This window comes from Kluyvera sp. CHPC 1.2972, from assembly GCF_036759925.1.
Classification (GTDB): Bacteria; Pseudomonadota; Gammaproteobacteria; order Enterobacterales; family Enterobacteriaceae; genus Kluyvera.
In genome coordinates this window covers 31,700-58,011 of the sequence record NZ_JAPKIB010000009.1, presented here as the reverse complement: position 1 = coordinate 58,011, position 26,312 = coordinate 31,700, and the positions used below count along the sequence as shown (strand labels likewise).

Below are 26,312 nucleotides of genomic sequence, written 5' to 3'. Positions count from 1 at the left end.
GCCCTGCTACGTGCGCCCAATAAGGCACACGGCAGAGCAGGTGGATTATGCACGTAACTTAACGTCGATAGCGTCTTGTACGCGGGTATTGCGGGAGGTGTCGTGCGAATGTTGGCGACCAGACACGTCCAGAACTTCCTGGTTATTGACCAGTTCACCGAGGGTGATGTTGTTCAGGAAGCCGGTCAGACGGTCGCTCAGATCGCGCCAGAGTGCGTGGGTCAAACATTTATCGCCGCCCTGGCAGCCACCTTTCCCCTGACAGCGGGTAGCGTCAACGGACTCGTCCACTGCGCTAATCACTTCACCCACTGCGATGTGGTTTGCTTCTTTACCCAGCAGATAACCACCGCCAGGTCCGCGTACGCTGGATACTAAGCCATTTTTACGCAGACGGGAGAACAGCTGCTCCAGATAGGAGAGTGAAATTCCCTGACGTTCAGAAATATCAGCCAACGGCACCGGGCCCGCTTCGGAGTTGAGTGCAACGTCCAGCATCGCGGTTACGGCATAACGCCCTTTAGATGTCAGTCTCATGTCTTACTTAACCTCAAACTCGCCCCTGCCCGGGGTTTTTAATAATATTGTGGGTATTGCATAGCAGGGCCAAGTCTGACATTCCCGACTAAAACAGTCAACTATTTACTTGAGTAATTTAGTCAGGTATTTGGCGTTCCGTGCGGTATTGATTCTGAGCCGTTCCCGGGGTCGGCCAGAGGCCTCGCCCGGGATACAAGAGCCGTGTAGCCCGGCCAAGCGGAGCGCCGCCGGGCATGCACCTTACTCTTTGTTTTTCTGCTCAATAGACGCCAGAATCCCACGTAGGATGTTCAGTTCCTGGCTTTCCGGGCGCGCACGGGTAAACAGACGACGTAAACGGCTCATCACCTGCCCCGGATGGTTTTCTCGAATGAAACCGGTAGCGAGCAGCGTCTGCTCCAGGTGGCCATAGAAACGCTCAAGATCGTCCACCAGCGGGTACGGCGTCTCGTCGTGCTCAACCTTCGGTTCCGTGCTTTCCTGCGCCGCCAGCCAGGCCATGCGCACTTCGTATGAGATAACCTGCACGGCCATCGCCAGGTTCAGCGAGCTGTATTCCGGGTTAGCGGCAATCGCCACGTGGTAATGACATTTCTGCAGTTCGTCATTGGTTAGGCCCACGCGCTCGCGGCCAAAGACCAGCGCCACCGGCGCGTGTTCGGCTTCAGAGACGCTTTTCAGACCACACTCGCGCGGGTCAAGCATTGGCCATGGCAGCGTACGGGAACGCGCGCTGGTGCCGACCACCAGACTGCAACCAGCCAGCGCTTCGTCAAGGGTATCGACGATCTGCGCGTTACCAATCACATCGCTGGCACCGGCCGCCAGGGCGATGGCCTGGGAATCCGGTTTCACCAGCGGATTGACCAGCCACAGGTTGGTTAAGCCCATGGTTTTCATAGCGCGGGCCACGGAGCCCATGTTGCCGGTGTGAGAGGTTTCGACCAGCACGATTCGGATATTTTGCAGCATTGTCATTCTTCGTCTAAAGATTATTCGACCATATTACCATAAACCTGAGACAGATTCCGAATTCGCTGCTATGATATGCGCCGTTTTCCCCGTTCTTTAACATCCAGTGAGAGTAACCTGATGCATCCGATGCTGAACATCGCCGTGCGCGCAGCGCGCAAGGCGGGTAACCTGATTGCCAAAAACTACGAAACACCAGAAGCTGTTGAAGCGAGCCAGAAAGGCAGCAACGATTTCGTGACTAACGTTGATAAAGCCGCTGAAGCGATGATTATCGACACCATTCGCAAATCTTACCCGCAACACACCATTATCACCGAAGAAAGCGGTGAACATGTTGGCGAAGATCTGGATGTTCAATGGGTTATCGATCCACTGGATGGCACCACCAACTTTATCAAACGTCTTCCACACTTCTCCGTTTCCATCGCCGTACGCATTAAAGGCCGTACTGAAGTGGCTGTGGTTTACGATCCAATGCGCAACGAACTGTTCACCGCTACCCGCGGCCAGGGCGCACAGCTCAACGGTTACCGTCTGCGCGGCAGCACCGCCCGTGACCTGGATGGCACCATCATCGCGACCGGTTTCCCGTTCAAAGTGAAACAGCACGCGCCTGCTTATATGAACATCCTCGGCAAAATGTTTACCGAATGTGCGGACTTCCGTCGTTCCGGTTCCGCTGCGCTGGATCTGGCCTACGTTGCCGCTGCTCGCGTTGACGGTTTCTTCGAAATCGGCCTGAAACCTTGGGACTTCGCCGCTGGCGAACTGATCGCTCGTGAAGCAGGTTCTATCGTTTGTGACTTCACCGGCGGCCATAATTACATGATGACCGGCAACATCGTTGCGGGTAACCCACGTATCGTGAAAGCCATGCTGGCAAACATGCGTGATGAGCTGAGCGAAGCGCTGAAGCGCTAAGTCAGTACAGCCCGGTGGCGCTTCGCTTACCGGGCCTACATGATGTGTAGGCCGGATAAGGCGTAGCCGCCATCCGGCTTTTTAAAACGGCCTCAGGCCTCTGCCTACCGGCACTGCACTTACCCACATCACCACCGCCACCGCAAGCAGAATCACCCCACCCGCTAACGCCAACGTTGTCCAGCCCACCTGCCGCCAGAGTACCGGCGTTTTAGTGCCGCTGAGCTTCACCGCCAGGGTGCGAAAACCGTGAACCAACAGCGCCAGCGAAGAGATGGTGAGCGACGTTCCTGCTGCCATCGCCAGTGCAGAAGCAATGCCCCAGCCAAAAACGCCAATCACTTTGCTGAACAGCAGCACCATTATGGCCCCGGAACAGGGGCGCATGCCCATCGACAGCACAATCATCAGCCTCGCGCGCCAGTCTTCATCACGCTCAAGCTGTTTGGGGTCCGGCATATGTTGATGACCACAGCCGCAGTGCTGGTCATGAACGTGGTGTGGCGTAAAAGCAGTGAACTTCGGTTTACGCAGCAGCGTGCGCAGCTTTTTTAGCGCCCGCCAGCACAGTAATAGTCCCAGCACGCCCACCAGCGCATAGCTGCCCTTCTCCAGCCAGAAACTGCTGAGGTGCAGCTGGCGCGCCGGAAGCCGTAACAGCGTCAGCACCACGACCACCAGGCCAATAGCCACCAACCCCTGTAATAAAGAAGCCGCAAGCGTGAGGCCAATACTGGATTTTAATTTTGACGGATGGGTGGCCAACCACGTGGTGATCACCACCTTTCCGTGCCCAGGGCCCAGCGCATGCAGCACGCCGTAGACAAAGCTGAACAGCAGCAGCGCCCCACCCGCCTGAGCCGGGTTTTCCGCCACGGCCTGTAGCAAACCGCTCATCTTCTGGTTCACATCGCGCTGCCAGACCATGCTTTGCAGCATGACCTGCGGCCAGGCCTGCCAGAGCCATAGTATGCCGATAACCGCTACCGCGAAAAACAACAACAGCGGCCAGAGCGACAGCCAGCGACGCGAGGCGCGACGATTAACAGAAATTACTGACATGCGATGGTGACCTTCTGTGCAAACTGTTTTCCAAGGTCCATATCTTCCGGCGGCGCATCCGCTTTATCGAGCGATTGCGCGTAGGAAAGCATCTCCTCGTTGGGATGCGGAGTGTGGACGCTGACTTTGCATGCACCTTTAAAATCTGGGGCAAACGCCACATCGCTGTCCTTTTCGTAACTCATATCAACATAATAGGTCGGGTCGAAGGTGGAAAAGGTGTAAGTCTGCCCGGCGAGCGTTTGCGGCGTCGCCAGCGGTAAGGTAAAGGTCAGCACCGCCTGATGCCCCTGACGCGCCAGGCCGTAGGCGGTTGGCAGGTTCTCAAACTTCACCTTTTTGCCATCGTGCCAGAATTCGGTGAAGTAGTGCTGCCCCAGTACGTTCGCCATTACCTCAGCGGCCAGTTTTTTCCAGACCTCATCGCCCGGCTTCGCGTTGCCCGCGTCGTAGAGCAGATCCGCCGAGGTGAGTTCATCCATTACCCAGCGCATTTTCATGCCCGTCAGCTTGCCGTCAGCCACCACCAGTTGGTTCGTGATGGTAATAAAGCTGTGCGGATGTGCGCTGACGTTTAACGATAAAACCGTAAGAAACATCAGAACCGCGCATTGTTTCACTCTCTTCATCGGTTCCTCAGTGAAAAATTCTGTGACCGTCACCCGCATTCCTTAGCTAAAGCCCATTAGCTGCCGTTATCTTTTGTCTATTCTTATGCTCATAACCTGCTGCTGGATCCCAACAGATGATGACCGTACTCGAACCGCCATCTGTGCTTTCCAGTCCGCAGCGCCGCTGCCAGGCGCTGCTGATGCTCTATCTCCCTGGTCATTCCATCACGGCGGAATACATTGGCATGGTGAATAATGTCGATGTTTCCACCGCCCGGCAAGATGTCATTGAAGCCGGAGAGGAGGTTGAGCGTTACCATCGTCTGGCGATCGCCACTCAGGCGGATGGCTGCTATCGGATTGAAGGCACAACCCTCGACCTGCGCCTGTGCTTGCTGCACTGGCTTCGCCGCGCATTGCGTCTGTGTCCGCACTTTGTGACGCACCATTTTACACCGGCGCTGAAAACGCAGCTCAAACAGCTGAAGATCCCGCGTACGCTGTATGATGAAACCAACCTGCAGGCGCTGGTGAACCGCTGCGCCCGCAGCCTGCAGCGCGATTTTGAATGTCGCGACGTGCAGTTTTTACGCCTCTATCTCCAGTACTGTTTATTACAGCATCATCAGGGAGAAAGCCCGATTTTTAGCACGCTGCAAAGCGCCTGGACGCAGTCCACGCTGGAATATCAGATGGCGGCGGATATTGTCCACCACTGGCAGAGACGGGTGATGCAAACGCCAAACCGCAACGAGCAGCACTTCCTGGCACTGCTATTTATGTTGCTGAAGGTGCCAAATCCCCAGTTTGATGGACGCGAGCAGGACCAGCAGCTACATCTGGCGATTGCCCGACTGGTCGACCGTTTTCAGCATGAGGCGCACTGCCATTTCACCGATGAACGCAGCCTGCACGATCAGCTTTACGTTCACGTCGCGCAGGCGCTGAACCGCTGCGTATTTGAGATCGGCATCGATCATCACTTACCGGAAGAGATCCACCGCCTCTACCCGCGGTTAATTCGCACGACGCGTGCGGCGCTGAGTGATTTTGAAACGCGCTATACCCTGCACTTCAGCGATGATGAAGCGGCGCTGATTGCGGTGATTTTTGGCGCCGGATTAATGCAGGAGAGCGAGCTGCACGAGAAGCAGGTGGTGCTGTTAACCGGCGACAATCCGGCTCTGGAGCAGGAGATTGAACAGCAACTACGGGAGCTGACGCTGCTGCCGCTCACCGTGAAGTACCTGACGGTCAACGTCTTCCAGAAAGAGGGCGCGCCGAAAAACAGCACGCTCGTGATTTCGCCTTACGCGATTGCCCTGCCCCTGTTTTCACCGCCGCTGATCCACGCCGAGCAACCGCTCAGCGAGCATCAGCAGCAGCATATCTGCAAGATTCTGGAGACCTAGCGGGCGACGGTTTTTGGTCGCAGCACCAGCGCAGGCAGTGCCACCAGCGCCATCACCCAGAACAGTCCCTGATGGAGATGCTGATACAGGAATCCAGAGAACATGGTCATCACCGCAATGCTGCCGCCCATCGCCACCGCCGAGTAGACCGCCTGCAGGCGGATAACTTCGCTCCCCTGACGGGCGGCAATATAGCGCATCGCCGCCAGATGGCAGACGGTGAAGGTGCCACAATGTAGGATCTGAATCAAAATCAGCCACGGCAGGCTGGTCGTCCAGCCCATCAATCCCCAGCGGATAACGCCACAAATGGCCGATAGCAGCAGCAAATCCCGGGCGCTAAAGCGGCGGAATACCTTTTTGCTCAGCGCAAAGGTGATCACTTCAGCCACCACGCCCAACGACCACAGGTAGCCGATAGCCGACGCCGAATATCCCGCCCCTTCCCAGAAGATGGCGCTGAAGCCGTAATAGGCCGCGTGAGCCCCCTGAAGCAGACTCACGCAGGCAAGAAAGCGCCAGTTTTGCGTTATTAAGGAACGCCAGGCCGGCCAGCCAACGCTCTCCTGATGGCGGGATTCACCGAGTGGCATCACCGACGGTTTCAGCAACATCCCCAGCAGCATTGACGCGACGCCAAGACTCAGCATCACCAGGATGACGTGGTAATCGAACAGGCTCACCAGCTTACCGGTCAGCGCGGAACCAATCACGAAGGCAATCGAGCCCCACAGCCGCACTCGGCCGTAGTCCATGGTTATCTGTTTTTGCCAGGTGTTCGCCAGCGCATCGGTCAGCGGCACCAGCGGTGAGAAGAACAGGTTGAAACCGATCATCACCACCATCAGCCAGGCGACCTGCGTTCCTGCCCAGAACGCGGCGGCGAACAGCAGCGTCATCAGCGCCAGAATGCGCAGTACGCGGATTAACCGGGACGGATCGCTCACTCGCGGCGCAATCAGCAGGCTACCGAGAAACCGGGCGACCAGCCCCGCCCCTAACAGCAGACCGATGGTTTCCGGCGACAGCCCAGCACCTTTGAGCCAGACGCTCCAGAAAGGAAGAAAAATACCGTAGCTAAAAAAGTAGGTGAAATAACTGAGCGCCAGCCAGCGCGTGGAGTGCAAAACCATGGGTCCTCCCGTTTTGGAGCCCCTAGTCTAATGACTCAACCCACATTCTGAAGAGCACTACTCCTCACGTTAACGAGATAATTGTGATGGATATCACCTTTAGCTATTTTTGCGCCAGTCATCCGTCCGCACAAACGGTTACAGCGCTCGCTTTCACCGCGGTGCACACTGTCATCAGGACACCAATAACCCAGGATGGCACCATGAAAACGCTTCTTCCCGCAATCGCTGCACTTCTATTGATGGGCTGCGCCAGCACCGCGTCAAAGCCGCAAACGCACAGCAGTAACGAAACCATTTCCTCGCTGGATTATCAGGCGTGCATTCAGGCCGCAATGAGCGGTAACGGTCAGGCGAGCGATGAAAAATGCGGCAAGGTTCTGAAAGCGTCTCGCTGAGTTCGTCATCAGGGCGAGCAGAAAAGCGACGAACTTCGTATTAGAAATATTCATATAACCGGGCATCAAAGCGGGGTTATTCTCCAGCCGTAACGCGGTTTATTCGCTCCAGCCATAAGACTGATTTATGTGCGCACGGTGGCAGGGAGCAACATTGTGTATTACGTTTAACTCACACGTACTGACACAATGGAATGACCATGAACGCTCTCCGTTATCTCGACTTTGGCGCATCGCGCGACCTGCTGTTGCTGATTGCGCGTATCGCTATCGTGCTGCTGTTTATTCTCTCCGGCTATCCCAAAATGCTCCACTACGATGGAACGGTGCAGTATATGGCATCCATCGACACGCCAATGCCTGCGCTGGCGGCCATCATTGCCATTCTGATGGAAGTGCCGGCCGTTATTCTGGTGATTCTGGGCTTCTTTACTCGTCCACTGGCGGTGATTTTTATTTTCTACACTCTGGGGACCGCGGTGATTGGTCACCACTTCTGGAACATGACCGGCGATGCGGTGATGCCGAACATGATTAACTTCTACAAGAATATCAGCATTTCAGGTGCGTTCCTGCTGCTGGCGATTGTCGGGCCGGGGAAAATTTCGTTAGATAGGCATTGAGGGTTTGCCTGATGGTGGCTTCGCCTTATCAGGCCTACGAAAACGTTGTAGGCCCAATAAGCGCAGCGCCATCGGGCATAAAAAAGGCCGCATACGCGGCCTTTTTTGCATTTTACGGTTAGCGATTACGCGTAAACCGGGAAGCGAGCGCAGATATCCAGCACTTTCGCTTTGACGCTTTCGATAACGGACTCATCGTTGATGTTGTCCAGCACGTCACACATCCAGCCAGCCAGCTCTTTCACTTCCGCTTCTTTGAAGCCGCGGCGGGTGACAGCCGGGGAACCGATACGGATACCGGAAGTCACGAACGGGCTCTTCGGATCGTTTGGCACGCTGTTTTTGTTCACGGTGATGTTCGCACGACCCAGCGCGGCGTCTGCTTCTTTACCGGTCAGGTTTTTATCAACCAGATCCAGCAGGAACAGGTGGTTTTCAGTACCGCCAGAAACCACTTTGTAGCCACGGTTCAGGAACACTTCCACCATCGCTTTAGCGTTTTTAGCAACCTGCTGCTGGTAAACCTTGAACTCTGGCTCCATCGCTTCTTTCAGCGCCACCGCTTTACCGGCGATAACGTGCATCAGAGGGCCACCCTGCGCGCTTGGGAACACGGCGGAGTTCAGTTTTTTGTACAGCTCTTCGCTACCGTCTTTCGCCAGGATCAGGCCACCGCGTGGACCCGCCAGGGTTTTGTGAGTGGTGGTGGTCACAACGTGAGCATGTGGAACTGGGTTCGGGTAAACGCCTGCGGCAATCAGACCGGCAACGTGCGCCATGTCGACGAACAGATAAGCACCGATGCTGTCTGCGATTTCACGCATTTTTGCCCAGTCTACAACGCCGGAGTATGCGGAGAAGCCACCGATGATCATTTTCGGTTTGTGGGTCTGAGCCAGCTTAGCCATCTCGTCGTAGTCAATTTTACCGGACTCATCGATACCGTAAGGGATGATGTTGTACAGCTTACCGGAGAAGTTAACCGGGGAGCCGTGAGTCAGGTGGCCGCCCTGCGCCAGGTTCATACCCAGAACGGTATCGCCCGGCTGCAGCAGCGCGGTGTAGACCGCGAAGTTAGCCTGAGAGCCGGAGTGCGGCTGTACGTTAGCGTAGTCTGCGCCGAACAGTTCTTTCGCGCGGTCAATCGCCAGCTGTTCAACGATATCAACGTATTCACAACCGCCGTAGTAGCGTTTGCCTGGGTAACCTTCAGCGTATTTGTTGGTCAGCTGAGAACCCTGCGCCTGCATGACGCGCGGGCTGGTGTAGTTTTCGGAGGCGATCAGTTCGATGTGCTCTTCCTGACGTACTTTTTCCTGCTCCATAGCCTGCCACAGTTCGGCATCATAATCGGCAATGTTCATTTCACGCTTTAACATCCGCATCTCCTGACTCAGCTAACAATTAAATTTTGGCCTGAAAAGGCAGTCCAATTGGACAACGGCCAACAGTATAACTGATTAGTTCTGCGATAACAGGTCTTGACAAACGAAATTACGCAAACGTTTTCCTCTGCGCCACACAAGGGATTGAGGAATAAAGGGCTGAGGCAGGGAAACGGATTTCTTTTCAGGATTGTGATGTGAATAATTCATGTTGTAACCGCAATAGTGCATTCTTTCAAAGAACCATTTACAAAACAGGGGTATTTTTATAAGATGCATTTAACATGCAACATTAAATAACATTGATTGAAAGGAAGACCTGCCATGCTTGACGCTCAAACCATCGCCACCGTAAAAGCCACTATCCCCCTGCTAGTTGAAACTGGCCCGAAGCTCACCGCCCACTTTTATGACCGGATGTTTACCCATAACCCGGAGCTGAAAGAGATTTTCAATATGAGCAACCAGCGTAACGGCGACCAGCGTGAAGCGCTGTTTAACGCCATTGCCGCCTACGCCAGCAATATTGAAAACCTGCCCGCGCTGCTGCCAGCGGTAGAGAAAATCGCTCAGAAGCACACCAGCTTCCAGATCAAACCAGAGCAGTACAACATTGTGGGTGCACACCTGCTGGCGACGCTGGATGAGATGTTTAGCCCAGGCCAGGAAGTATTGGATGCCTGGGGCAAGGCCTATGGCGTGCTGGCGGGCGTGTTTATCAACCGTGAAGCCGAGATTTATCAGGATAACGCCAACAAAACCGGCGGTTGGGAAGGCACGCGTGCGTTCCGCATCGTCAAAAAGACCCCGCGCAGCGACCTGATTACCAGCTTCGAGATGGAGCCAGTAGACGGCCAGCCGGTGGCGGATTATCAGCCAGGTCAATATCTGGCGGTATGGCTGAAACCGGAAGATTTTGAGTATCAGGAAATTCGTCAATACTCGCTGACCCGCAAGCCAGACGGTAAAGGCTATCGCATTGCCGTGAAGCGCGAAAACGGCGGCCAGGTCTCCAGCTGGCTGCATAACGCGGCAAAAGAAGGCGATGTGGTCCATCTGGCCGCCCCTGCCGGTGATTTCTTCCTTAACGTCACGCCACAAACCCCGGTCACGCTGATCTCCGGCGGCGTGGGGCAAACCCCGATGCTGGCCATGCTGGATACGCTGTCGAAAAACCGCCACCCGGCGCAGGTAAACTGGTTCCACGCGGCGGAAAACGGCAGCGTTCACGCCTTTGCCGATGAAGTGAAAACGCTGGGTAGCGCGCTGCCGAACTTCACCTCACACCTGTGGTATCGCACCCCGACCGATGCGGACCGTCAGTCTGGCGCGTTCGACAGCGAAGGGCTGATGGCGCTTTCAGCGCTTGCCGATAAGCTCCAGGATCCACAGATGCAGTTCTACCTGTGCGGCCCGGTGGCCTTTATGCAGCACGCAGCAAAACAGCTGGTTGAGCTGGGCATCAACGCCGACAGCATCCACTACGAATGCTTCGGTCCGCATAAAGTCCTGTAATCTTTTCTTTCCAGGCGGGTAGGATCCTACCCGCCCTTACGCCTCTCCGCGCTCTTCCCGGTTAAAAAACAGGGTAGTGAATTGTGTTATCATTATTCACTTAACTATTTCTTTTCCTTTGGTGACTCATTTTTATGCAACAACCGTTTGTGCGCGTTGGGGAATGGCTCGTCACGCCTTCAGTGAATCAAATTAGCCGCCCTGGACGCCAGCTCACTCTGGAACCTCGATTAATCGATCTGCTGATGTATTTTGCCCACCACCCAGGGGAAGTGCTCAGCCGCGACGAGCTTATTGATAACATCTGGATGCGGAATATTGTGACCAGCCATGTGGTCACCCAGAGTATTTCTGAACTGCGTAAATCACTGCGCGACGGTGGCGATAGTCACGCCGAATACATTATTACCGTGCCCAAACGCGGCTACCAGCTTACGGCGCCCGTCACCTGGCTTAGCGAGTCTGAAATACAAGGTGAAACCACTGAGATAAAGCCCGCCGCTGCGCTTGAAAGCCTACCGGTAGCTCCCGCGCAGCGCCCTGCGCCTGCGGCCACTTCCGAGCAAAAACCACGCCGCTGGTTTGCCAACTTCTGGACCCAGTGCGCCTTTTTATTATCGCTTGGCGTGCTGATTGCCATGGTCCTGTTGAGCGTGGTGCGCCCGCATCCGCAGGTAACGCGTACACACCTGCTGCTTAACCCACGCGATATTGACGTTCGCTTTGAGCCGGGGGCCTCCTGTAATAACTGGGTCTCGCAGCAGTCGTATGCCATCGGCCTCGGCACGCTGATTACCACCTCGCTGAACACCTATTCCACCTTTATGGTTCATGACAAAACCAACTATAACGTCAATGAACCGAGCAGCTCCGGGAAGACGCTGACCATCAGCTTTGTGAATCAGCGCCACTACCGCGCCCAGCAGTGCTTTATGTCGGTGCTGCTTATCGACAACGCTGACGGTTCGACCATGCTCGATAAGCGCTACTTCGTCACCGATAGCAACCTGGTCTCTATCCAGAGCGATCTGTTCGATAGCCTCTCCAGCGCATTGGCACAGCCGTGGCCAGAGGGCATGCAAAAGCAGTTAACCCGGCTGAAACTGCCGGAAGCACAGTCTTTGGCGCAGTTTTACCAGGCACTGCAGCTGGTTTCTGTCGGCGATGCACCATCATTAAATAAGGCCAGCACGCTGCTAGAGAACATCACGAAATCCTCACCCAGCTTCGCCTACGCCTATGCACAAAAAGCGATGGTGGATGTCTTACGTCAATCACAGCAACCTTTTGATACTCAGCAACTGGCCGCGCTGAATGAAGAATTGGCACGCGTGGAGCAAATGCCGGAAATTCAAAACAGCGCCATACTGTATCGAATTAAAGCTATCGACTATTTAAGCAAAGGCAGTATCGATAACGCTTTTGATGCCGTGAATAAAAGCATTGAAATTGAGATGTCATGGCTTAACTACGTGTTGTTGGGTAAAGTTTATGAAATGAAAGGTGAGAGTCGTCTGGCGGCAGATGCTTATATTACCGCGTTTAATTTACGCCCAGGCGATAACACGCTGTACTGGATCCAAAACGGTGTATTCCAGACATCGATAGAAAAAATAGTCCCCTATTTGCAGTCGTTTTTAGCCAAAGAGTAATCGTTAGCCCAGCAACTCGATTATCATGGTTAAATAACCGCTTTCTTAATGTAATGTTGATGTTGTCACAAGGTGTTATTTGTTACCTTGTGACAACATTACCCCCGTAAAAACACCCCACCTAACCACTTGTAATTAGAAGTCATTTACCTTTTCTTGATATAAAGTTTTTATCCTGATGTGTTACATAAAAAAGGTAAAGACCTCATCTTTTTCATGTTTGTTTTAATTTCACTTTTACTTTAGGACTTCTCTTAGCCTGCTCAGTAATAATTGCCGTCAGTTGGTCGGGTCATTCGTCATTTCTCATCTCGCGATCCGGTCCTAAAAATACTGTTCAGGAGAAACGAACATGAGTTCTGCCAAAAAGATCGGGCTATTTGCCTGTACCGGCGTTGTTGCCGGGAATATGATGGGGAGCGGTATCGCATTATTACCCGCGAACCTCGCCAGCATCGGTGGTATTGCCATTTGGGGCTGGGTTATTTCTATTATTGGTGCCATGTCACTGGCTTACGTTTACGCTCGACTGGCAACGAAGAACCCGCAGCAGGGTGGCCCCATTGCGTACGCCGGTGAATTATCTCCCGCTTTCGGCTTCCAGACCGGCGTCCTTTATTATCACGCCAACTGGATCGGTAACCTGGCCATCGGTATTACCGCCGTCTCTTATTTATCCACCTACTTCCCGGTATTAAACGACCCGATTCCTGCCGGTATCGCGTGTATCGCCATCGTGTGGCTGTTCACCTTTATCAACATGCTGGGCGGTACCTGGGTAAGCCGTCTAACAACTATTGGTCTTTTCCTGGTACTGATTCCAGTTGTGCTGACCGCCGTTGTCGGCTGGCATTGGTTTGATATTGCGACCTACCACGCCAACTGGAACACCTCTACCACAACCGATCCACACGCGGTGATTAAAAGTATTCTGCTGTGCCTGTGGGCGTTCGTCGGCGTGGAATCTGCCGCGGTGAGTACCGGCATGGTGAAAAACCCGAAACGTACCGTACCCATGGCAACCATGCTGGGTACCGCGCTGGCCGGTATCGTTTATATCGCCGCCACTCAGGTTATCTCCGGTATGTATCCGGCTTCCGTGATGGCCTCTTCCGGTGCGCCGTTTGCCGTCAGCGCCTCTACCATTCTGGGTAGCTGGGCTGCGCCACTGGTTTCCGCCTTCACCGCCTTTGCGTGCCTGACTTCTCTGGGCTCCTGGATGATGCTGGTTGGTCAGGCAGGCGTACGTGCCGCCAACGACGGTAACTTCCCGAAAGTATACGGTGAGCTCGATAAAAACGGTATTCCTAAGAAAGGCCTGCTGCTGGCTGGCCTGAAAATGACCGGTCTGATGATCATCATCACCGTGATGAACTCCAACGGCGGCAAAGCCTCTGACCTGTTCGGTGAACTGACCGGTATCGCCGTACTGCTGACCATGCTGCCGTACTTCTACTCCTGCGTTGACCTGATTCGCTTCGAAGGTATCAACGTTCGTAACTTCGTCAGCCTTATCTGCTCCGTGCTGGGCTGCGCGTTCTGCTTCATCGCGCTGATGGGTGCAAGCTCCTTCGAACTGTCCGGTACCTTCATCGTCAGCCTCGTTATCCTGATGTTCTACGGTCGCAAAATGCACCAGCGTCAGCATAACGACGACGAAAACAACACGGCTCAAGCGCTGTAATCGCTCCCCCTAATTTCTCTAAAGGCTCCTCCTTCACCTGCCACATCGTGGCGGGAGGGGCCTTCTTTATCCGGAAACATGACTATGACTATGAACGTTATTGCTATCATGAACCACATGGGCGTCTATTTTAAAGAAGAGCCTATTCGTGAGCTTCACCGCGCGCTGGAAGGCCTGAACTTCCGCATCGTTTACCCGAATGACCGTGAAGACCTGCTGAAGCTGATTGAAAATAATGCCAATCTCTGCGGCGTGATCTTTGACTGGGACAAGTACAACCTTGAGCTGTGCGAAGAGATCAGCGCACTGAACGAGTACATGCCGGTTTACGCTTTTGCCAACAGCTACTCCACGTTGGACGTCAGCCTGAACGATCTGCGCATGCAGGTTCGTTTCTTCGAATACGCACTGGGCGCCGCGGCTGACATTGCGGCGAAAATCCGCCAGAGCACCGACGAATACATCGACGCCATTCTGCCACCGCTGACCAAAGCGCTGTTCAAATACGTGCGTGAAGGCAAATATACCTTCTGTACCCCAGGCCACATGGGCGGTACCGCTTTCCAGAAAAGCCCGGTCGGCAGCATTTTCCATGACTTCTTCGGCTCTAACGCCATGAAGTCTGACATCTCTATTTCTGTTTCCGAGCTGGGTTCTCTGCTGGACCACTCCGGCCCGCACAAAGAAGCCGAAGAGTATATCGCCCGCGTCTTTAACGCCGAGCGCAGCTACATGGTGACCAACGGTACCTCTACCGCGAACAAAATCGTTGGCATGTATTCCGCACCGGCGGGCAGCACCGTACTTATCGACCGTAACTGCCATAAATCGCTGACGCATCTGATGATGATGAGCAATATTACGCCGATCTACTTCCGCCCAACCCGTAACGCGTACGGTATCCTCGGCGGTATTCCGCAGAGCGAATTCCAGCGCGCAACCATTGAAAAACGCGTGAAAGCCACGCCTAACGCGACCTGGCCGGTGCATGCGGTTATCACCAACTCTACCTATGACGGTCTGCTGTACAACACCGACTACATTAAGAAGACGCTGGATGTGAAATCCATTCACTTCGACTCCGCCTGGGTGCCTTACACCAACTTCTCGCCAATCTATGCGGGTAAATGTGGGATGAGCGGCGACCGTGTTGAAGGCAAAGTGATTTATGAGACCCAGTCCACGCACAAACTGCTGGCGGCGTTCTCTCAGGCATCGATGATTCACGTGAAGGGCGACATCAACGAAGAGACCTTCAACGAAGCCTACATGATGCACACCACCACCTCTCCGCATTACGGCATCGTGGCCTCCACTGAAACCGCCGCGGCGATGATGAAAGGCAATGCCGGTAAGCGTCTGATTAACGGCTCTATCGAGCGGGCAATCAAGTTCCGTAAAGAGATCAAACGACTGAAAGGCGAATCCGAGGGCTGGTTCTTCGACGTCTGGCAGCCGGAGCACATCGACGGCCCTGACTGCTGGCCGCTGCGTTCTGACAGCGCATGGCACGGTTTCAAAAATATCGACAACGAGCACATGTACCTCGACCCGATCAAAGTCACCATCCTGACTCCGGGCATGAAAAAAGACGGTACCATGGACGACTTCGGTATTCCGGCCAGTCTGGTCGCCAAATACCTCGACGAGCGCGGCATCATCGTTGAGAAAACCGGCCCGTACAACCTGCTGTTCCTGTTCAGCATCGGGATCGATAAAACCAAGGCGCTGAGCCTGCTGCGCGCGCTGACCGAGTTCAAACGCGCCTTTGACCTGAACCTGCGGGTGAAAAATATTCTGCCTTCGCTGTACCAGGAAGCGCCTGAATTCTATGAAAACATGCGTATTCAGGAACTGGCGCAGAGCATCCATAAACTGGTTGAGCACCACAACCTGCCGGACCTGATGTTCCGCGCGTTTGAAGTGCTGCCAGCCATGGAAATCACCCCGTTCGAGGCGTTCCAGAAAGAGCTGCATGGTGAAACGGAAGAGGTCTATCTGGATGAAGTCGTTGGCCGTATCAACGCCAACATGATCCTGCCGTATCCTCCAGGCGTGCCGCTGGTCATGCCGGGTGAGATGATCACCGAAGAGAGCCGCCCGGTGCTGGAGTTCCTGCAGATGCTGTGCGAAATCGGCGCACATTACCCAGGCTTCGAAACCGACATCCACGGCGCCTACCGTCAGGCGGATGGTCGTTACACGGTTAAAGTGCTGAAAGACGCTAAAAAATAATTAAAAAACAGAGGGAAGCGGCTTGCCGCTTCCCTTTTTCGTGCATTCACACAGCAAGGAATCGACATGAAAACACCCTCACAACCGCGCGCGATCTATTACATCGTGGCGATTCAAATCTGGGAATATTTCAGCTTCTATGGCATGCGTGCCCTGCTCATCCTTTACCTTACCCACCAGCTTGGCTTCAACGACAGCCACGCTATCGACCTGTTCAGCGCCTACGCGTCGCTGGTCTATGTCACCCCTATTCTGGGCGGCTGGCTCGCCGACCGCTTGCTCGGTAACCGAACCGCCGTCATATCAGGCGCGCTGCTGATGACGCTTGGGCATATTGTGCTTGGCGTGGAATCGGATTCCACGTGGAGCCTGTACCTCGCATTGGGGATTATCATCTGCGGCTACGGCCTGTTTAAATCCAATATCAGCTGTCTATTAGGCGAGATGTACGCCCCCGACGACAACCGTCGCGACGGCGGTTTTTCGCTGCTGTATGCGGCGGGCAACATCGGCTCCATTGCGGCGCCTATCGCCTGCGGGTTGGCGGCGCAGTGGTACGGCTGGCACGTTGGCTTCGCGCTGGCAGGCATCGGCATGTTTATTGGCCTGATCGTCTTCTTAAGCGGCCATCGCCATTTCCGTCATACGCAAGGGATAAACAAACCGGCGCTGCGGGCAGTGAAGTTTATCCTGCCGACCTGGGGCTGGCTGGCGCTGATGCTATGCATCGCGCCGCTGTTCTTCACCCTGCTGCTGCAAAACGACTGGTCAGGCTATCTGCTGGCGATCGTCTGCGCGGCCGCCGCCGTTATCGTTGCGCGCATTATGCTACGCTTCCCGGCACAGCGCCGTGCCCTGGGGCAAATCATTTTGCTGATGTTGACCGGCACGCTGTTTTGGGTGCTGGCCCAGCAGGGCGGCAGCTCTATCAGCCTGTTTATCGACCACTTCGTAAATCGTCGCTGGCTGAACGTTGAAGTACCAACCGCGCTCTTCCAGTCAGTCAACGCGATTGCCGTGATGACGGCAGGCGTGGTGCTGGCCTGGCTGGCGCGTCCGGAAAGCAGCGTGAGTTCTGCCCTGCGGGTGTGGCTGAAGTTTGCATTCGGGCTGGTGCTGATGGGAGCAGGCTTTATGCTGCTGGCGTTGAACGCGCACGGCGCGCAGCTGCATGGTCAGGCCTCAATGGGCATGATGGTCGCCGGGCTGGCGCTGATGGGCTTCGCCGAGTTGTTTATTGACCCGGTGGCGATGGCGCAGATTACGCGTCTGAACTTGCCTGGGGTGACCGGCGTACTGACTGGCATCTACATGCTGGCAACCGGCTCGGTCGCTAACTGGCTGGCGGGCGTGGTGGCGCAGAAAACCACCGAATCACAAATTAGCGATACGGCTATCGATGCCTATGGGCACTTTTTCTCGCAAATGGGGGAATGGACGCTGGGCGCGGTGGCGCTGATTGTGGTGCTGGTCGCACTGAAACGTCTGCTAGGTTCGTCCAGCGTAGCTTTAGCACAAACCGACGAGTAATACCGTAGGCCGGATAAGGCGTTTGCGCCGCCATCCGGCATCCTGCGTGGTGTCAGCCGGATGGCGCTTCGCTTATCCGGCCTACATCAATTAGATTGCTGCGTCGTCTTCTTCACCGGTACGGATACGAATCACACGCGCCACGTCGAAGACAAAGATTTTGCCGTCGCCGATTTTACCGGTCTGCGCGGTACGGATAATGGTATCCACACAGGTATCGACGATATCGTCGGTCACCACGATCTCAATTTTCACCTTCGGCAGAAAGTCCACCATGTACTCCGCACCGCGGTACAGCTCGGTGTGGCCCTTCTGACGGCCAAAGCCTTTCACTTCCGTTACCGTCATCCCGGTGATGCCAACTTCCGCCAGCGCTTCACGTACGTCATCCAGTTTGAAGGGTTTAATAATCGCATCAATCTTTTTCATGGTGTTCCTGTCGTTTTTATCGCGTAACCGGTTGCTCACCGTATCATAAATCAGTCGTATTTCGGGTGCTACTCTTTAAAATCGTTCGCATCCAGTTCATGGCGGGAGAGCAATTTGTAGAACTCGGTGCGGTTACGTCCGGCCATACGCGCCGCATGAGTGACGTTGCCTTTGGTGATTTGCAGCAGCTTACGCAGGTAGTTGAGCTCAAACTGATTGCGCGCTTCCACGAAGGTCGGTAGCGCAGTGTTCTCCCCTTCCAGCGCCTGATCGACCAGCGCGTCGCTAATGACCGGCGATGAGGTCAACGCCACGCACTGCTCAATCACGTTGACCAGCTGGCGCACGTTACCCGGCCAGTTGGCCGCCATCAGGCGCTTCATGGCGTCGGTGGAAAAAGCACGCACGAACGGCTTATGGCGATCCGCCGCCTGACGCAACAGGTAGTTTGCCAGCAGCGGAATATCTTCGGTACGTTCGGCAAGCGTTGGGATCTTGAGGTTCACCACGTTCAGGCGGTAGAAGAGATCTTCACGAAACTCGCCGCGGGCCATCGCCTTTGGCAGATCCCGGTGGGTAGCGGAGATGATACGTACGTTGATATCGAGATCGCGGTTGCTGCCCAGCGGGCGCACCTTGCGCTCCTGTAGCACACGCAGCAGTTTCACCTGCAGCGGTGCGGGCATATCGCCAATTTCATCAAGAAACAGCGTGCCGCCTTCCGCCGCCTGGAACAGACCTTCCCGGTGACTGACCGCACCGGTAAACGCGCCGCGCGCATGGCCGAACAGTTCAGACTCCAGCAATTGCTCCGGCAGCGCCCCGCAGTTGATCGCCACAAACGGCTTGGCGTGGCGCGGGCTGGCGTTATGAATGGCCTGCGCCAGAATCTCTTTCCCGGTACCGCTCTGGCCGTTAATCAGCACGCTGACGTCTGACTGCGCCACCATCTGCGCCTGCTCCAGCAGACGCAACATCAGCGGGCTGCGGGTGACAATCGCTTCCCGCCACTGTTCATCGTTTGCCGGTGAGGTGCGCTCCAGCGCTTCGTCGATAGCTTTATACAGCGCGTCTTTATCCACCGGTTTGGTTAAGAAGCTGAACACACCCTGCTGGGTCGCCGACACCGCTTCAGGAATTGAGCCGTGGGCGGTCAGGATAATCACCGGCATCCCTGGCTGCACTTTCTGAATTTCGCTGAACAGCTGCAGGCCGTCCATCTCGTCCATCCGCAGGTCGCTAATCACCAGGTCGATACGCTCTTTCGCCAGCACACGAAGCCCCTGCTGACCGCTCTCTGCCGTAACGACCCGATAGCCTTCGCTGGTTAGACGCATCCCAAGAAGCTTCAGCAAGCCGGGGTCGTCATCCACCAGCAGCAGATGCGCAGGTTTGCGGTTAGTCATGTTTATCCTCGTCAGATGCCGCGCCGTGAGACATATCGGCGCCCGGTTTGCGGGTGGAGAGCTGGCGTTCGATATCCGTCAGGTTTTGCAGCTTGCGGGTCGTTAAATCCAGTTCGCCCTGCAGCTGTTGCTGCTGCAGGCGCAGCGCATCCAGTTGGCCGTCGCTGGTCTCCTGCAGTTTGCTATAACGTTGACGTTCTTCAGATAGCGATAGCTGCAATACCTGCCCATCGCGCCAGAGCTGGTAAAGCGGGCGAATGCGGACAGGAATTTGTGGGCTAAGGGTATCAATCGCCGTGACCACCTGCCGACGCTCGGTCGGGGTGATTTTGGCAGTAGCCAGCAGAATGCCGCGTTTAAACGCCCCCTGCCAGGTATCCGCTGTCAACGGGCTGGCTTCAGCACGTGCGCGCGCTGCCGACAGGCGGTTGGCGCAGTCCACGCTACGCAGCCAATAAAGGGGGTTGTTCTCTGCGGTGTCGCCGTCCAGCGACCAGATATCGTCGCAGTTAGTCGACAAATAATCCGCCACCTGCTGACGCGGTTCGCTGCCTTCGGCGCTGCTGTCGAGGCTGTGCGGCGTCAACGGGCTATTACACCCGGAAAGCATCAGGCAGGCGAGCCCAAATAGCCCGCCGCACCACCGCCGTGGTATCCGACTCGTCCGTGCTAAGAATTGGGGCATAGTGACTCGATTTCGATTCATGTAGTTGTTTTTTCCAGCCCAGGTACCGGGAGTTGGATGCGAAAACAGACGTTGCCGTCCTGGGTGTCGAGAAGCTGTAGTTCGCCGTGCATTTTCCGAACGGAGTCGCGTGCAAGGCTCAATCCCAGGCCGCTTCCCTTCACCGCACCTTTGCGCTGATGGCTACCCTGAAAGAAAGGCTCGAAAATCATTAATTTTTCGCTATCCGGGATCGGCGTTCCGGTATTGATAACGTCGATGGCTATCCGCGAACCGACCCGATGGCTACGGAGATAAATGTTACCGGATTCAGTGCCGTAGTGCACCGCATTCGAGTAGAGATTATCCAACGCATTCAGTAGAAGAGTCGGTTCTGCCAGGCAAGCCGGGGCCTGCAGGTCGACCTGCGTGTGCATCAGTTTAGCCCTTGCTGGCAAACTGTGCGCAGAAACCACCAGCTCGACCAGCGGTGCCAGCGCGACGTACTCCATGCGCACGGCGGTTTCAGTGAGTTTTCGGTTGTAGTCCAGCAGTTGTTCAATCAGGGTTTGTAGATTGCGACTGCTGCTATCGAGAATAGCCACCACCTCTTTTTGCTCCACCGTCAGGGGCCCCACCACCTGGTCGGCTAACAGCTCGGTGCCCTCTCGCATACTGGCAAGCGGCGTTTTCAGCTCATGAGAGAGATGACGCAGGAACTGGTGACGTTGCGACTCCAGCCAGGAGAGCCGGTCGCTGAGCCAGATAATTCGCTGCCCGACGGAGCGAAGTTCACGCGGGCCGCGGAACATCACCTCACCGTCCAGCGACTGTCCTTCACCCAGCCGGTTAATCATGCTCTCAATGCCCTTCACCGGGCCGATGATCATACGGGTAAACAGCAGCACCATCGCCAGGCTGACCAGGAACAGCACCAATGCCTGCCAGCCAAAGAACTGGCCGCGTTCGGCAATCGCCTGCTGGAGCTGCTGCCCACGAGAGAAGACGACAGTGCGGGTGGCCTGCACCAGTTCGCTGTTGGCGCTGGAGAAGGCTTCGAGCTTCGCCACCGCCTGCTTTTCCGGGCCACTATTGGTGCACTGGAGCGTGGTCAGGTCGTGAAGATTCTGCCGCAGCCGCTGGTAGAGCGTATCGTCCGGCAGCACGCCCGCGTGCGCCTCCAGCATATCGCTGTAGCGCTTACGTTGGCTCTGATACACCTTCGCCAGCGTCGGGTCATCCAGCACGCAGTACTGGCGGTAGCTGCGTTCCATATCCAGCGCGACGTTCGCCATCGCTTCGCTGCGCCGGGCATCCATCAGCGTGGTGCGGTTAGTCTGTTCGGCCTGAGCGCTGAGCATGTTGAGGCTCTGCCATGCCTGCCAGGCAAGCACCAGTAGCGGCAGCAGAATCAGCAAGAAAGCCAGCGTCACCAGTTGGCGAAGCGATCGTGGAGAGAGCGAGGGGCGTTTCAAAAGAGGTATCTCAGTAAATCAACGTAGTGGAATGCTAACTGAGGATATCGATGAGGGAAAGGCCAGAAATAACAAAGCCGGGCAGAAGCCCGGCTTTGCTATGGAATAAGGCGGTGCCTAACTCAACGTTTCGCCCGATGGTTGATAAAGCAAAGCTATTATCATTTGTTGGACGGCAGGCACCTTGTTGTGCGTCATTCGAAGTTTATGTAGCACGTCCCGAAGGGGCTGACATAAGAAGGTGAATGAGCCACTGACTAATATTATGCATGATACGTGCCACAATACAAAACAATAAATTAACATAATGATAAATATAGAAAATATATAAAACATCATCATGGCGTGATGAGAACGTTTTTTGGGCATAGTGTCGCCAATTAGCAACACTTATTGACAACAAATATAAATTCATTATAAATCATTAAATTAAATGTCTCCATTTGGCGACAGTGCGATACCGCCAATATCGCGGGTTCCCGACACCCAACGCGACGCCGGGAAGGCGCAGAAACAAAAAAGCCCCTCACGAAGAGGGGCTCGATTCATTAAGCGTCAGCCTTAGCCAAGCTGCTTACGCGCATTGCGGAAGATACGCATCCACGGGCTGTCCTCGCCCCAGTTCTCCGGGTGCCAGGAGTTAGAAACCGTACGGAACACACGCTCCGGGTGCGGCATCATAATGGTGACGCGACCGCTTTCGTTGGTCACGGCGGTGATCCCATTAGGAGAACCGTTCGGGTTCGCCGGATAGGCTTCGGTCACTTTACCGAAGTTATCCACGAAGCGCAGCGCCACCAGCCCTTTGCTTTCCAGCTGTGCCAGATGCGCACCGTCGCGTACTTCCACATGGCCTTCACCGTGAGAGACGGCGATTGGCATACGTGAACCTTCCATTCCGGCGAGCAGCAGTGATGGGCTGCTGGCCACTTCGACCAGGCTGAAGCGCGCTTCAAAACGGTCGGAGTGGTTACGCACAAAGCGCGGCCACAGGTCGCTGCCTGGGATCAGCTCATGCAGGTTAGACATCATCTGACAGCCGTTGCAGACACCCAGCGCCAAAGTCTGTGGACGATGGAAGAAGGTCGCAAACTCATCGCGCACGCGGTTGTTGAACAGAATGGATTTCGCCCAGCCTTCACCCGCGCCCAGTACGTCACCGTAGGAGAAGCCGCCGCAGGCCACCAGCGCCTGGAAGTCCGCCAGACCGGTACGCCCTGCCAGCAGGTCGCTCATGTGCACATCGATGGCGTCAAAGCCCGCACGGTGGAAGGCCGCCGCCATCTCAACGTGGGAGTTCACGCCCTGCTCGCGCAGTACAGCCACTTTCGGACGCGCCCCGGTGGAGATGTAAGGTGCTGCGACGTCGGCGGCGATATCGAAGGTGAGCTTCACATTGAGGCCTGGGTCGTTATCGTTGGCTTTCGCGTCGTGTTCCTGATCGGCACACTCTGGGTTATCGCGCAGACGCTGCATCTGCCAGGTGGTTTCGGCCCACCACATACGCAGCGTCGTGCGGCTTTCGCTAAATACCGGCTGACCGTTAGCGGTCAGGGTGAAGCGGTCACCTTCAACGGCTTTACCGAGGAAGTGCACGCAATCAGCCAGGCCATTCGCCGCCAGAATCGCCTCTACTGCTTCACGGTCTGCGGCACGAACCTGAATCACCGCGCCCAGCTCTTCGTTGAACAGCGCCGCCAGACGATCGTCACCAAGGGTGGCAACATCGGCTTCCACGCCGCAGTGACCGGCAAAGGCCATCTCCGCCAGCGTGACCAGCAGGCCGCCGTCGGAGCGGTCGTGGTAGGCCAGCAGCTTACGCTGCGCGACCAGTGCCTGAATCGCCTCGTAGAAGCCTTTCAGCTGTGCGACGTCGCGAACGTCGGCTGGCTTATCACCCAGCTGACGATAAACCTGCGCCAGTGCGGTGGCACCCAGCGCGTTATGGCCCTTACCGAGGTCAATCAGCAGCAGGGCGTTATCTTCGGTCACCAGCTGCGGCGTGATGGTATGGCGCACGTCTTCAACGCGAGCAAAGGCGGAAATCACCAGCGACAGCGGCGAGGTCATTTCACGCTGCTCGTTGCCTTCCTGCCAGCGGGTTTTCATCGACATGGAGTCTTTGCCCACCGGAATAGTCAGACCCAGCTGTGGGCACATCTCTTCGCCAATCGCTTTCACCGCTTCGTACAGACCCGCGTCTTCACCAGGATGACCTGCGGCTGACATCCAGTTTGCCGAGAGCTTAATGTGTTTGATGTTGCCAATCTGGGTTGCGGCAATGTTAGTCAGCGCTTCGCCTACCGCCAGACGGGCGGAGGCGGCAAAGTCCAGAAGCGCAACCGGCGCACGTTCGCCGATAGACATCGCTTCGCCGTAGTAGCTGTCGAGGCTGGCGGTGGTCACCGCGCAGTTCGCTACCGGGATCTGCCACGGACCGACCATCTGGTCGCGCGCAACCATGCCGGTCACCGTACGGTCACCGATGGTCACGAGGAAGGTTTTCTCCGCCACGGTTGGCAGATGCAGTACACGGTTCACCGCATCGGCCAGCGTGATCTGTTCACGGGCAAGCACTTCACCTTTTGCTTTCAGCGTCTGCACGTCGCGGGTCATCTTCGGCGTTTTGCCGAGCAGCACGTCCAGCGGCATGTCGATCGGCTGGTTGTCGAAGTGGCTGTCGCCGAGCGTCAGATGCTTCTCTTCGGTGGCTTCGCCAATCACCGCGTACGGCGCGCGTTCACGTTTGCACAGCTCGTCGAACAGCGGCAGTTGATCGGCGGCGACCGCCAGTACGTAGCGTTCCTGAGATTCGTTACACCAGATCTCCAGCGGGCTCATGCCCGGCTCATCGCTGAGGATGTCGCGCAGCTGGAATTTACCGCCGCGTCCGCCGTCGCTGACCAGTTCCGGCATGGCGTTAGACAGACCGCCCGCGCCCACGTCGTGGATAAACAGAATTGGGTTGGCATCGCCCAACTGCCAGCAGCGGTCGATAACTTCCTGGCAGCGGCGTTCCATTTCCGGGTTGTCGCGCTGTACGGAAGCGAAGTCGAGGTCTGCGTCAGACTGGCCGGACGCCATTGAAGAGGCTGCACCGCCGCCCAGACCAATGTTCATCGCCGGGCCGCCGAGGACGATCAGCTTCGCGCCCACCACGATCTCACCTTTCTGTACGTGATCGGCGCGGATGTTGCCGATCCCGCCTGCCAGCATGATCGGTTTATGATAACCACGCAGCTCTTCGCCGTTGTGGCTGTTCACTTTCTCTTCGTAGGTACGGAAGTAGCCGGTCAGCGCCGGGCGACCGAATTCGTTGTTGAACGCCGCGCCACCCAGCGGGCCGTCGGTCATGATATCCAGCGCGGTAACAATACGATCCGGTTTGCCGAAATCCTCTTCCCACGGCTGCTCAAAGCCAGGAATACGCAGGTTAGACACGGAGAAGCCCACCAGCCCCGCTTTTGGTTTGGCACCGCGACCGGTTGCCCCTTCGTCGCGAATTTCACCGCCGGAGCCGGTTGCGGCGCCCGGCCATGGAGAGATAGCCGTCGGGTGGTTATGGGTTTCCACCTTCATCAGGATATGCGCAGGCTCCTGATGGAAATCGTAGCGACCGGTTTTGTGGTCGGCGAAGTAACGGCCCACTTCAGAGCCTTCCATCACCGCGGCGTTGTCTTTATAGGCAGACAGCACGTGATCCGGCGTGGTTTCGAAGGTGTTTTTGATCATCTTAAACAGCGACTTCGGCTGCTGTTTACCGTCGATAATCCAATCGGCGTTAAAAATCTTGTGACGGCAGTGCTCAGAGTTGGCCTGCGCGAACATATAGAGTTCGATGTCGTTCGGGTTGCGACCCAACGTAGTGAACGCATCCTGCAGGTAGTCAATTTCGTCATCCGCCAGCGCCAGGCCAAGACGGATGTTGGCGTCGATCAGCGCCTGACGGCCCTGCCCCAGCAGGTCCACGCTGGCAACCGGTGCTGGTTGGTGATGGGCAAACAGCTTCTCAGCGTCCTGCAGCGAGTCAAATACGCTCTCCATCATGCGGTCATGCAGTTCAGCCGCCACGGCGCTCAGCTGTTCGGCGGTCAGGCTAGCGGCATCAACGTAGTACGCCACGCCGCGCTCAAGGCGCAGAACCTGCGAAAGGCCGCAGTTGTGGGCGATGTCGGTAGCTTTTGAAGACCAGGGGGAGATGGTGCCAGGGCGAGGGGTGACGAGCAGCAGTTTACCGGTAGGGTTATGGCTGTTGAGGCTTGGGCCATACTGCAACAGTCGCTCAAGTCGGGCTCGCTCTTCTTTATCAAGCGGCGCGTCCAGATCGGCAAAATGGACATACTCGGCGTAAATGTTGCTTACCGGGAGGTTGGCTGCCTGAAACCGCGTCAGCAGTTTGTTAATACGAAATGCAGACAGTGCAGGCGAACCACGCAGAATTTCCATCATAAGTCTCTCGTCTTCTCAGCTTTCAGTGTGCGCAATGGGGGAGAACGGGCGCTATTATAGAGAATCCTGCGCCCCGACGAAACCGTTTGCGTCGAAATAAACACATCTCTTTTCTTTATCAATAGATGTGACAGATATCTCGAATAAGTTGCCAACTGGCGCAATGTTAAGCAAAATGCCGCTCATTCTGTCATAACGCTTTAGTTTATCTGG

The 26,312-nt window shown here is 55.8% G+C and carries 20 protein-coding genes; 9 read left to right on the top strand and 11 right to left on the bottom strand.

What is annotated here, in order from left to right; all coding sequences use genetic code 11:
* Positions 1 to 45: 45 nt before the first annotated feature.
* Positions 46 to 537, bottom strand: a complete 492-nt coding sequence (gene iscR / locus V6944_RS14965) for a Fe-S cluster assembly transcriptional regulator IscR (RefSeq protein ID WP_035891361.1) — start codon at positions 535 to 537, stop codon at positions 46 to 48.
* A gap of 243 nt (positions 538 to 780) precedes the next feature.
* Complete coding sequence (trmJ, locus tag V6944_RS14960) at positions 781 to 1,512, bottom strand: tRNA (cytosine(32)/uridine(32)-2'-O)-methyltransferase TrmJ (RefSeq protein WP_333499530.1); 732 nt, start codon at positions 1,510 to 1,512, stop codon at positions 781 to 783.
* A gap of 120 nt (positions 1,513 to 1,632) precedes the next feature.
* On the opposite strand from trmJ, the gene suhB reads away from it, so the two are divergent.
* Entirely contained in the window at positions 1,633 to 2,436 is an 804-nt protein-coding gene (gene suhB, locus V6944_RS14955) for an inositol-1-monophosphatase (RefSeq protein WP_333499529.1), read from the top strand.
* Between the two features lie 81 nt (positions 2,437 to 2,517).
* On the opposite strand, the gene V6944_RS14950 is transcribed toward suhB, so the two are convergent.
* Together V6944_RS14950 and V6944_RS14945 are read right to left on the bottom strand one after the other, a co-directional pair.
* A complete protein-coding gene (locus V6944_RS14950) occupies positions 2,518 to 3,498 on the bottom strand; it encodes a nickel/cobalt transporter (protein WP_333499528.1) in 981 nt (326 codons plus the stop codon).
* Positions 3,489 to 4,127: a DUF1007 family protein gene (locus tag V6944_RS14945; protein ID WP_333499527.1), complete on the bottom strand. Its 639-nt coding sequence runs from the start codon at positions 4,125 to 4,127 to the stop codon at positions 3,489 to 3,491. The genes V6944_RS14950 and V6944_RS14945 overlap by 10 nt, the downstream gene beginning before the upstream one ends.
* A 116-nt stretch (positions 4,128 to 4,243) precedes the next feature.
* Between V6944_RS14945 and csiE the strand changes: the two genes are divergently transcribed.
* On the top strand, positions 4,244 to 5,521 hold the full coding sequence (csiE, locus tag V6944_RS14940) for a stationary phase inducible protein CsiE (RefSeq protein WP_333499526.1): 1,278 nt from the start codon (positions 4,244 to 4,246) through the stop codon (positions 5,519 to 5,521).
* On the opposite strand, the gene V6944_RS14935 is transcribed toward csiE, so the two are convergent.
* Positions 5,518 to 6,654, bottom strand: coding sequence for a 3-phenylpropionate MFS transporter (locus V6944_RS14935; RefSeq protein WP_333499525.1), 1,137 nt, complete (start codon positions 6,652 to 6,654; stop codon positions 5,518 to 5,520). The two genes, csiE and V6944_RS14935, sit on opposite strands and share 4 nt — an antisense overlap.
* Before the next feature lie 203 nt (positions 6,655 to 6,857).
* Between V6944_RS14935 and V6944_RS14930 the strand changes: the two genes are divergently transcribed.
* Both V6944_RS14930 and V6944_RS14925 read left to right on the top strand, forming a co-directional pair.
* The gene (locus V6944_RS14930; protein WP_333499524.1) at positions 6,858 to 7,052 is read left to right on the top strand and encodes a ChiQ/YbfN family lipoprotein; all 195 of its coding nucleotides are present in this window, start codon (positions 6,858 to 6,860) and stop codon (positions 7,050 to 7,052) included.
* Between the two features lie 200 nt (positions 7,053 to 7,252).
* On the top strand, positions 7,253 to 7,675 hold the full coding sequence (locus V6944_RS14925) for a DoxX family protein (RefSeq protein ID WP_333499523.1): 423 nt from the start codon (positions 7,253 to 7,255) through the stop codon (positions 7,673 to 7,675).
* Positions 7,676 to 7,800: 125 nt separating this feature from the next.
* Here V6944_RS14925 and glyA read toward each other — a convergent pair whose 3' ends face one another.
* A complete protein-coding gene (glyA, locus tag V6944_RS14920; RefSeq protein ID WP_035891344.1) occupies positions 7,801 to 9,054 on the bottom strand; it encodes a serine hydroxymethyltransferase in 1,254 nt (417 codons plus the stop codon).
* A gap of 330 nt (positions 9,055 to 9,384) precedes the next feature.
* Here glyA and hmpA point away from each other — a divergent pair, with 330 nt between their 5' ends.
* The 5 genes from hmpA to dtpD all read left to right on the top strand — a co-directional run bounded on the left by hmpA (position 9,385) and on the right by dtpD (position 17,676).
* Positions 9,385 to 10,575 (top strand): NO-inducible flavohemoprotein, encoded by a 1,191-nt coding sequence (hmpA, locus tag V6944_RS14915; protein WP_333499522.1) that lies wholly within the window; start codon positions 9,385 to 9,387, stop codon positions 10,573 to 10,575.
* Positions 10,576 to 10,709: 134 nt separating this feature from the next.
* The gene (cadC, locus tag V6944_RS14910; protein WP_333499521.1) at positions 10,710 to 12,227 is read left to right on the top strand and encodes a lysine decarboxylation/transport transcriptional activator CadC; all 1,518 of its coding nucleotides are present in this window, start codon (positions 10,710 to 10,712) and stop codon (positions 12,225 to 12,227) included.
* 352 nt (positions 12,228 to 12,579) lie between these two features.
* Positions 12,580 to 13,911 (top strand): cadaverine/lysine antiporter, encoded by a 1,332-nt coding sequence (cadB, locus tag V6944_RS14905; RefSeq protein WP_333499520.1) that lies wholly within the window; start codon positions 12,580 to 12,582, stop codon positions 13,909 to 13,911.
* Positions 13,912 to 14,001: 90 nt separating this feature from the next.
* Entirely contained in the window at positions 14,002 to 16,146 is a 2,145-nt protein-coding gene (gene cadA, locus V6944_RS14900) for a lysine decarboxylase CadA (protein WP_333499608.1), read from the top strand.
* A gap of 66 nt (positions 16,147 to 16,212) precedes the next feature.
* Entirely contained in the window at positions 16,213 to 17,676 is a 1,464-nt protein-coding gene (gene dtpD / locus V6944_RS14895; protein ID WP_333499519.1) for a dipeptide permease DtpD, read from the top strand.
* A gap of 90 nt (positions 17,677 to 17,766) precedes the next feature.
* Here dtpD and glnB read toward each other — a convergent pair whose 3' ends face one another.
* The 5 genes from glnB to purL form a co-directional block, all read right to left on the bottom strand.
* The gene (gene glnB / locus V6944_RS14890) at positions 17,767 to 18,105 is read right to left on the bottom strand and encodes a nitrogen regulatory protein P-II (RefSeq protein ID WP_002914032.1); all 339 of its coding nucleotides are present in this window, start codon (positions 18,103 to 18,105) and stop codon (positions 17,767 to 17,769) included.
* 68 nt (positions 18,106 to 18,173) lie between these two features.
* Positions 18,174 to 19,511: a two-component system response regulator GlrR gene (glrR, locus tag V6944_RS14885; RefSeq protein ID WP_333499518.1), complete on the bottom strand. Its 1,338-nt coding sequence runs from the start codon at positions 19,509 to 19,511 to the stop codon at positions 18,174 to 18,176.
* Positions 19,504 to 20,196, bottom strand: coding sequence for a two-component system QseEF-associated lipoprotein QseG (gene qseG, locus V6944_RS14880; RefSeq protein ID WP_442910746.1), 693 nt, complete (start codon positions 20,194 to 20,196; stop codon positions 19,504 to 19,506). The genes glrR and qseG overlap by 8 nt, the downstream gene beginning before the upstream one ends.
* Before the next feature lie 17 nt (positions 20,197 to 20,213).
* Positions 20,214 to 21,650 carry a sensor histidine kinase gene (locus V6944_RS14875; RefSeq protein ID WP_333499516.1) on the bottom strand — a complete coding sequence of 479 codons (1,437 nt, stop codon included), beginning with the start codon at positions 21,648 to 21,650 and terminating at the stop codon, positions 20,214 to 20,216.
* A gap of 561 nt (positions 21,651 to 22,211) precedes the next feature.
* Positions 22,212 to 26,099, bottom strand: a complete 3,888-nt coding sequence (purL, locus tag V6944_RS14870; RefSeq protein ID WP_333499515.1) for a phosphoribosylformylglycinamidine synthase — start codon at positions 26,097 to 26,099, stop codon at positions 22,212 to 22,214.
* Between the last annotated feature and the right edge of the window lie 213 nt (positions 26,100 to 26,312).